The organism is Streptomyces sp. NPDC054840 (genome assembly GCF_053611065.1).
In genome coordinates, this window is sequence record NZ_JBSGZP010000322.1 from 1 (window position 1) to 8,052 (window position 8,052).

Genomic DNA, 8,052 nt, shown 5'->3' on the forward strand with positions numbered 1-8,052 from the left:
GGCCGGGAGGTTCCCGGCGGCGAAGGAACCGCGCCGAAAGGAAGGCACCGGTCGGCAGGCGCAGACCTGTTCCACCGCGGCTGACCGTACCGGCGGTGCCGCCGGTACGGGCCGAAAGATCTGAACCGATACCGGGAATCAGGCCGCGACGAGCTGCTGCTCGCGGTCCGGCGTTTTGACCCTGGGCTTCTTGTTCGGCAGTGAGAGCCGGAACACCTTGCGCCACGCGGAGAACACCTGCTTGGGGAGCGGCCCGGTGACGTACTCCAGCTCGTACTTCTCGAACAGCGCGCGCACCTTCACCGCGACCTCGGCGTACCGGTTGCTCGGCAGGTCCGGGAACAGGTGGTGCTCGATCTGGTGCGACAGGTTGCCGGTCATGAAGTGCATGGCCCTGCTGCCGCTGATGTTCGCCGAGCCCATCATCTGGCGCAGGTACCACTGGCCGCGCGTTTCATCCTTGATCGACCGGCGCTCGAAGACCTGTACGCCCTCGGGGAAGTGCCCGCACATGATCACCGAGTGGGACCAGATGTTGCGGACCAGGTTCGCGGTGAAGGTGGCGGCGAGCGTGGGGAGGAACGACGGGCCCGACAGCAGCGGGTGGATCACGTAGTCCTTGAGCACCTGCTTGCGGATCTTGCGACCCACCGCCTTGGCCCGCGCGCGGAACTCCGGGTTCTTGCGGCGGCGCTTGGGCAGGTTCTTGGCGAGCTCCAGGTCGTAGGCTGCGATGCCGTACTCGAAGAAGCAGGCGTTGAGGAAGTTCCACAGCGGCTGGCCGAGGTGGAACGGGTGCCACCTCTGGTCCTCGTCGACGCGCATGATGCCGTAGCCGAGGTCGTTGTCCTTGCCGATCACGTTGGTGTACGTGTGGTGCAGCTCGTTGTGCGAGTGCTTCCACTGCTCGGACGGCGAGACGTGATCCCACTCCCAGGTGGTGGAGTGGATCTTCGGGTCTCGCATCCAGTCCCACTGGCCGTGCAGGACGTTGTGGCCGATCTCCATGTTGTCCATGATCTTGGCCACGGCCAGACCGGCGGTACCGAGCAGCCATGCGGGCGGGAAGATCGAGAACAGCAGCACGCCCCTGCTGACCAGCTCGAGCTTGCGCTGCGCCGAGATGACCTTACGGATGTAGGCGGCGTCTCCCTCGCCGCGGCCGGCGATCACCTCGTCGCGGATCGCGTCCAGCTCGCGGCCAAGCTCCTCGATCTGCTCCGCGGTGAGGTGGGCGGTGGGGTCGATGGCGGTCAAGGTGCTCCTACCGTTCGATGTCGCAGGGGCCCGCCGCGGCGGACACACAGGTCTGGATGAGGACGCCCGGCTCGGCCTCGGTGATCTCGCCGGTGCGCAGGTCGCGGACGGCGCCCGCCTTGAGCGGCGTGACGCAGCCGAAGCAGATACCCATGCGGCACCCGGACGGCATGAGCACGCCGGCCTCCTCGCCGATGTCCAGCAGCGGCGTGGCGCCGTCCGCGTCGACGGTCTTGCCGGTGGCGCTGAACGTGACCTCGCCGCCGCCGCCGCTGTCGCAGGCGATGACGATGCCGGGGCGGAAGCGTTCGGTGTGCAGGCGCTCTGGTACGCCGTGCTCGGTCCAGTGCTCTTCGGCGGCGTCCAGCAAGCCCGCGGGCCCGCAAGCCCACGTCTCGCGCTCGGCCCAGTCGGGCACGAGTTCGTCGAGACGGGCGATGTCGAGCATGCCGTCCGTGTCGGTGTGCACCTCGGTGAGCCGCAGCTTCTTGTCCGCGACCAGGTCGTGCAGTTCGTTGCGGAAGATCACGTCTTGCGGCTGTGGCGCGCAGTGGACCATGACGACGTCGTCGAGCTCGATGTCGCGCAGCATGCCCATCACGGGCGTGATGCCGCTTCCGGCCGTCAGGTAGAGCACCTTGACGGGCTTGGCCTGCGGCAGCACGAAGTCACCGGTCGGCTGGTCGAGCTGGACCAGCGTGCCCGGTTCAGCCCTGCGGACCAGGTGGTTGCTGACCTTGCCGTCCGGGATCGCCTTCACGGTGATCGTGACGCGGCCGTCCTGGCGGTTGGTCGGCGAGGTGATGGAGTAGGCACGCCACAGGCGCACCCCGTCGACGTCGACCCCGATCCGCACGTACTGACCGGCCGTGTGGCCGCGCCAGCCCCGTCCCGGCCTGATCACGACAGTCGCGGCGTCCCCCGTCTCGGGGTGCACGGCCTCGATGCGCCCACGCAGGTCAGCGCCCGCACGCAGCGGGCTGACCAGGTCGAGGTAGTCCGACGGCAGCAGCGGCGTCGTGACCATCTCCAGTAGTTTCCACGCCCTGCTGCGGAGGGCTGCACTCGTCATGACTCCAGCTTGCTGCGCCTCAAGGGGTAAAGTCCTGACCGCAGGACGTAAATCTGATCGGCTGAATTGTTCGCAGGGAACAAAACCGTGAGCCATGCAATCCGGAGGGCCAGCGAACTGGCCCTGGACGAGACGACGGTCACCGCACTTCGGGGCGCGCTGAAGACCACTGCCGACGAGGTCGTCCAAGCGATCATCGACGAGGTCCCTCCCTACGCCAACGCCCTTTCGGGCCGCATGGGCGCCACCATCCGCCGAGCCGTCCGTACCGCCCTGGGGCACTACCTGGACCTCGCGAGCGGGAACGCCACGGGCGGCGACGGCGATGACGCGGCCTACGAGCTGGGCCGCGGCGAGGTGCGCGACGGCCGTTCGATGGACGCCCTGCTCAGCGCCTACCGGGTCGGCGCCCGCGTGGCCTGGCGATGCCTGGCAGCGGGTGCCGTACCCGCAGGTCTGCCCGCCGCCGAGGTCGCCAAGTTCGCCGAGCTGACCTTCGCCTACATCGACGAGCTCTCTGCCGCGAGCGCCGCGGGCCACGCCGACGAACTGGCCGCCCGGGGCAGGGCCCACGAGCGCCACCTGGAACACCTGGCCCGCGACCTCCTCGCCGGCGCGAGCCGGGAGGTACTGCTGGCCTCGGTGCAACGGGCCGGGTGGCAGCCTCCGGTTTCCCTGACCGCGGTCCTTCTGCCCGCCGCCCAGGCCCGGCCTGCCTACCGCACGCTCGACCCGAGCACCCTCGTCCTCGACGATCTGACGGACGCCACCGGTGTGCTGCTCGTCCCCGATGCCGACCGATCACATCTCTTGCGCCGGCTGACCGACCGCACCGCCGTGGTCGGCCCGGCCCGGCCATGGACTCGTGCGTCCGCCTCATACGCACGAGCCGTACGCGCGCGCGCTCTCTCCTCCGATATTCGCGACACCGAGGACCACCTGCCCGAGCTGGTGCTGACCGCCGACGTGGACGCGTTCGCAGACCTGCGTGCCCGAGCCCTCGCACCGTTGCGGACCTTGCCCGTCGCGACGGCACGACGGCTGGAGGAGACGTTGCGAGCGTGGCTGCTGCACCAGGGCAGGCGGGACGAGGTGGCGGCGGCGTTGTTCGTCCATCCCCAGACGGTCCGGTACCGGATGTCGCAGCTGAGGGAGCTGTTTCCGGATCTCGCATCCCCACACCGGGTCCTTGAACTGACGCTGGCGGTCGGTCTTCGGGTCAGCTGACGCGTACGTCGACCGCCCACGACCGCGTCCGCGAGCAGTCCAGGACTCGTGCCTCGTTCCCGGCGGCACAGCAGGCCCGGGCGAACGGCGCCGCGTACCGCGCCGGCAAGCGGGCGGATCAGGGCCTGGCGGAGGCGGACGGGGCCCCGGTCAGCGGTGGACGGCCGGGAGCAGCGCGGGGCGCGCGGTGGTCCCGCCGGGCGGTGCCTGGGACCCGGCCAACCGTCGGGGTGGGGCCGTACGCCAGGTTCGGAGTGCTTGAGCGGCCCGCGCGCGGAGCTCCTCCTGGTGGACGGTCGCACCCGGGGATCTCTCCTCACTGAGTCGAGCCCGGGCCGAGTTCGGCTCCGGTCGGAGCCACGAGCCGAACGGCACGCGTCAGTAGGTACCGCACACCGGTGCCCCGCTTCCCGACCCTCGCGGGTCCGGAAGCAGGGCACCAGCCAGGCAACCGCCATAGGTCCTGACCGCCACAAGCGTGAGCCGGAGGGGAGGGGGCCTACGGGCCGCGCACGCCTCATCAGGCGCGGGTGCCGGCCATCTGCGAGGCGGTGGTCAGCTCCGCCGAAGGGGAAGAGTGCAGAGCAGGTCTTTGAGATTGCCGTCGTCGAGGCAGACGCGTACGAATGCGGCTCCTCCGACGACATCGGCCGGCACGCTGAAGCGGTAGCTCTTGGTGTTGCCGCACGCCGTTTGGGAAGAGGCGGAGCCAGCCGAGCCGATCTTGTTTCCGTGGGCGTCGTAGGTGTACGCCCAAGTGCGCCGGCAGTATTCCTGACCGGCCGAGCTCACCGACTTGTGCGTCCCCGTCACCTCGATCGATCGGTTGTACCAGGTGACCGTGCCCTTCGTCCATGTGTTCCCGACGGGGACGTGGAAGGGGGTGGGCAGGCCGGCGGCGGTCTGTGCGCCGGCGGCGGTTTGTGCGCCCGCGGCGGGAGCGCCCAGCAAGGTGCCCGCGATGAGCACGGCGGAACCGAGGGCGGCGGCGAGATGAGTCCTCATGCGATCTCCAGGTTGGGGTGAGCCGGTTGCGGCTTCACATCCTGGGCGGGTAGACCGCCTGTGGCCTACCTCTTAAGTCACGGCTTAAAGGGGGGGCGAGACGTCCGGCACGGCGCCTCGCGCAACTGGCCACTACCCGGTGGAGCCGTACAGGCCTGGCGCGGCGCCCACCGATCCGGCGCGGCGGCACCCCCCGGGGTTTCACTGTTCCCTCAGAGCTCCGGCCCGCAGCAGGGCCAGCCCGAGCGGGGTGATGAAATGCAGTACGGACCCGCCTCGGCGGCTGGTGGTGATGAGGTCCGTGTTCCGCAGCACTCTCGCGTGCTGACTGGCCGCTGCAGCCGTGACGTTGAGGCGGCGGGCCAGTTCGCTCGTCGTGCAGCCCTCCGCCGTGACACGCAGGGCGGCGGCTCGCGTGCGGCCGAGCAAGGATTCCAGGTCCCGCCCGGCGGAGCCGTCGGCTTCTGCCGGTTCGCTGCCGGTCAGCGACCGGCGCAGAGCCGGCACGGTCAGTCGGGGAGGCTGGGAGGGATCGAGTGGGTCCCACAGAAAGCTCACCGGGTGTTTCGAGAAGACCGTGGGCGTGATGATCAGTCCCCTTCCCTGAAGGCGCGCCTCAACTCGGCGCGGGTAGGGAGCTTCGAGCACCGGTGGACGCCAGCGGACCAGCGGTGCGCAGATCGAACGCAGCAGCAGATCGATGCCGCCCTCCAACATCAGGTTCGCGCAACGGGTGGTCAGCGCGACCAGTTCGGACCGCCCTTGCGGCCAGTAAGGCTCCACGGTCAGTCGATGGCAGGCGCGCACGGCCTCGGCGAGCTGCTGTCGCGCCTCGCGGTCGCCCTCGGACACCTGCCTGGCCCACGGCAGGTGCCCGGGGTGGAAATCGAGACCCTCAAGCTCGCGCCGCAGCCGGGACACCGGTGCGTGCAGCAGGTTGTCCACGGCGTGGTCCAAAGAGGGCACATCACCCATCAGGGCCAGCAGATCAAGCCCGGGACCGCGCACCGGAACCAGGCACGTCAGGGGACGCATATCCGCTCCCATCCGGCCCGCGACCGCTGACCGCCATGTGCGGAGGTGAGGAAGCTCCCGGTTCTCCCTCAGCAGCTCCAGGCTGTAGTAGACCTCGGCTGCGACTCCGATCGTTGCGGCCACCCGCGTCCGGGCGAGGTCCTCGGCCGTGAAGTGAATGCGTAACACCGACTGGCCCCCTGCGTCGAAGTGGAGCACGTGAGCGCACCCCCAGCATGCCCCAACCCGCCGGGCACGATGCGGCGTTCAGGAGGCCGGACTTCGCCGGAGAGCTGCCCGGAGGGCCACTGCCCGACTGCACCACCCCTGCGGGACGCACCGTGGCCCGTCCTGTCCGACCACTGAGGTCGTTCTGCAACCGTCGCCGCCACGGGACAACCGGAGGTTAAGAACAAAACTGACCACATGAAGAAGGGGCACCCTGGGGTGGCGGCACTTGCCCGTGACCGTGGTCAGTCCAGCGCGGCCGCTCCTCGGCCACCGCCTTGGAGGAGTCCTCGACGCCGGCCTGGTTGCCGAGCCGGTGAGGCTCCAGGCGCAGCGCGCCGAGGTGCCGCACCTCGTACACCACGCCCCTCCGAGCAGTCGAGGACGCCCGCGATGTCCCGGTGGCTGTACTCGAAGGCGTCGCGCAGCACCACGCAGGCCGGCGCGGGGGTTTGGACGCCTCGCCCCGGGCACATGGCCCCGGCCGAAGCCATGGTTCCCCGCGCCAGGAGCGCGGACGGGTCCGTTGCGGGGTCTCGTTCCGGCTGCGCCCGCTCTGGCCTCGGGCGGCGGCCATGGACCGTATCCTTGGCCCCGCTGGTCTACGAGGCTGCCCGGCCGCCGGTGGCGATGATCCGGCGCAGCGATGCGCATACATGATCGGCGCGGCCCAGCCCAACTCCGCGCCGGTGCGGCGGCGGGCGATCACGGGCACGATGCCGCGAACACGCATAACCGTGTGCCAGTCCGGCGTCCCGCTGGGCACGATCCGGTGGGCGGTGAGGCGGTTACCGATGGACTCCATCGCCCGACCGCGCCATCCGGCCTGGGCCGCAGAGGAGGAGGCGGTCAGCAAGAGGGTGCCGGACATCGCGAGTTCTTCCGGCCCGCTGCCGAGCTGGGCCGCGGCCTGCTGGAGATGGTCGATGGAAGCCTGGTAGTCGCCGCTGCGGCGCATGGTGACGCCTATGGAGTGCGCGGCCTCGCCCATCACCCCCGGGTTGCCGGTCAGTCCGGCCTGCATGCGGGCCCGCTCGGCGGCGACCCAGGCCATGCCCTGGTAATGCTTGATGGCGAGCTGGGCGAGCAGCACGTAGGCGCGGGCCGCGATGTCGTGCGCGTTAGAGGCCAGCGAGCCGGAGATCAGGGCAGGCAGGGTCCGGGCCGAGTTCGGCGTACTGCGCCTCGTGGAAGACGGTGCGGGCTGTGGTGAGCGCGGTGGCGAGGGACCCGCGGCCGGCCGGGCGGGCGTCGGGGAACCGGAACAGGCAACCGGAACAGGCTTCGCTCGACGAGCTCCTTCGGGTCGAGCTCTGACGCGGCCGCGGCGGTGGGGAGCATGCCGCCGAGGCCGACCCGAGGCCCGCCCCAGCATGGTTCGGCGGTGACGGGGGTGTAGGGGTTTGGGAGGCTGGCGCGGTGAGGGGGGGGACTGGTCGCGTCAGTTGGTCGGAAAGGCTCTGGGGGAGGAAGGCTTTCGGGTCCGGTGTGCGCGGCACCCGAACGGGTCAACCATCGTGTCCATGTACCCGATGGAGGCGTTGGAGGGGCAAGCGCTCGGCGTGGGCCTACCGCCCGGCCCACGGCCGACGCCCGCTTTCGCACCGTTTAGAACGCACATCCTGAAGGAGCCCACAGTGAAGAAGACCACGGCCGTCATCACCGCTACCGGAGCCATCCTCCTCGGCGCAGCGGGCATGGCCTCCGCCGACGCCGACGCCCTCGGCGCGGCCACCGGCTCGCCGGGTGTTCTGTCCGGGAACCTCCTCCAGGTCCCGGTCCACGTTCCTGTCAACGTCTGCGGCAACACCGTCAACGTCATCGCTCTGCTCAACCCGGCCTTCGGCAACACCTGCGTCAACGCCTGACCCAGCCCAGCAGCGCACCGGGAGCCTTGCCGTTTCCCGTGTGACACGTGAGCGCGGCCCCGGCTTCCTCCCCGGTCGGCCGCGCTCACGCGCGTTCCCCCCGCTGTGCGGCTGCCGGTGACGCCGGCCGATGCGGACGCGTGCCACGACTCCGAGCCCGGCCTCAGACCGTAGACCGGGCGTAGACGGGCTGAGGCCGCCACTGCGCCAAGAGGTGGCGGCCCTTTCGCATGCTCCGGCCCTGGGCCGCCGAGCTCCTTCGGGTGTTCGTGTTGTCAGAGGTGGGGGTGACCATGGGGAGATGAGCGCCGGTATCGCGCCCGGGGGCCCGGATGCGGGTGTCGACGGTTGCGCGACTAGGGTGCGTATTCGGTTGTGATC

7 protein-coding genes are annotated in these 8,052 nt (G+C 70.2%); 2 read left to right on the plus strand and 5 right to left on the minus strand.

The genetic code is table 11. From position 1 onward, the window contains the following. Positions 1 to 138: 138 nt before the first annotated feature. Together ACWGIU_RS22070 and ACWGIU_RS22075 are read right to left on the minus strand one after the other, a co-directional pair. Entirely contained in the window at positions 139 to 1,257 is a 1,119-nt protein-coding gene (locus tag ACWGIU_RS22070) for a fatty acid desaturase family protein (RefSeq protein WP_453708293.1), read from the minus strand. Between the two features lie 7 nt (positions 1,258 to 1,264). After that, positions 1,265 to 2,329: a ferredoxin reductase gene (locus ACWGIU_RS22075; RefSeq protein WP_453708295.1), complete on the minus strand. Its 1,065-nt coding sequence runs from the start codon at positions 2,327 to 2,329 to the stop codon at positions 1,265 to 1,267. Positions 2,330 to 2,416: 87 nt separating this feature from the next. Here ACWGIU_RS22075 and ACWGIU_RS22080 point away from each other — a divergent pair, with 87 nt between their 5' ends. Further along, on the plus strand, positions 2,417 to 3,556 hold the full coding sequence (locus tag ACWGIU_RS22080) for a PucR family transcriptional regulator (protein WP_453708297.1): 1,140 nt from the start codon (positions 2,417 to 2,419) through the stop codon (positions 3,554 to 3,556). A 555-nt stretch (positions 3,557 to 4,111) separates the two neighbouring features. On the opposite strand, the gene ACWGIU_RS22085 is transcribed toward ACWGIU_RS22080, so the two are convergent. The 3 genes from ACWGIU_RS22085 to ACWGIU_RS22095 all read right to left on the minus strand — a co-directional run bounded on the left by ACWGIU_RS22085 (position 4,112) and on the right by ACWGIU_RS22095 (position 6,896). Continuing rightward, positions 4,112 to 4,561 (minus strand): hypothetical protein, encoded by a 450-nt coding sequence (locus tag ACWGIU_RS22085; protein ID WP_453708299.1) that lies wholly within the window; start codon positions 4,559 to 4,561, stop codon positions 4,112 to 4,114. A 201-nt stretch (positions 4,562 to 4,762) separates the two neighbouring features. Continuing rightward, a complete protein-coding gene (locus tag ACWGIU_RS22090) occupies positions 4,763 to 5,764 on the minus strand; it encodes an ArsR/SmtB family transcription factor (protein ID WP_453708301.1) in 1,002 nt (333 codons plus the stop codon). Between the two features lie 217 nt (positions 5,765 to 5,981). Continuing rightward, positions 5,982 to 6,896 (minus strand): hypothetical protein, encoded by a 915-nt coding sequence (locus ACWGIU_RS22095; protein WP_453708303.1) that lies wholly within the window; start codon positions 6,894 to 6,896, stop codon positions 5,982 to 5,984. A gap of 604 nt (positions 6,897 to 7,500) precedes the next feature. Between ACWGIU_RS22095 and ACWGIU_RS22100 the strand changes: the two genes are divergently transcribed. Next, a complete protein-coding gene (locus ACWGIU_RS22100; protein WP_453708305.1) occupies positions 7,501 to 7,671 on the plus strand; it encodes a chaplin in 171 nt (56 codons plus the stop codon). Positions 7,672 to 8,052: the final 381 nt, after the last annotated feature.

Bases quoted from the DNA above. Each gene is read 5' to 3' on its own strand.
- ACWGIU_RS22100 (WP_453708305.1), top strand. From the start codon at position 7,501: ATGGCCTCCGCCGACGCCGACGCCCTCGGCGCGGCCACCGGCTCGCCG.
- ACWGIU_RS22075 (WP_453708295.1), bottom strand. From the start codon at position 2,329: ATGACGAGTGCAGCCCTCCGCAGCAGGGCGTGGAAACTACTGGAGATG.
- ACWGIU_RS22085 (WP_453708299.1), bottom strand. From the start codon at position 4,561: ATGAGGACTCATCTCGCCGCCGCCCTCGGTTCCGCCGTGCTCATCGCG.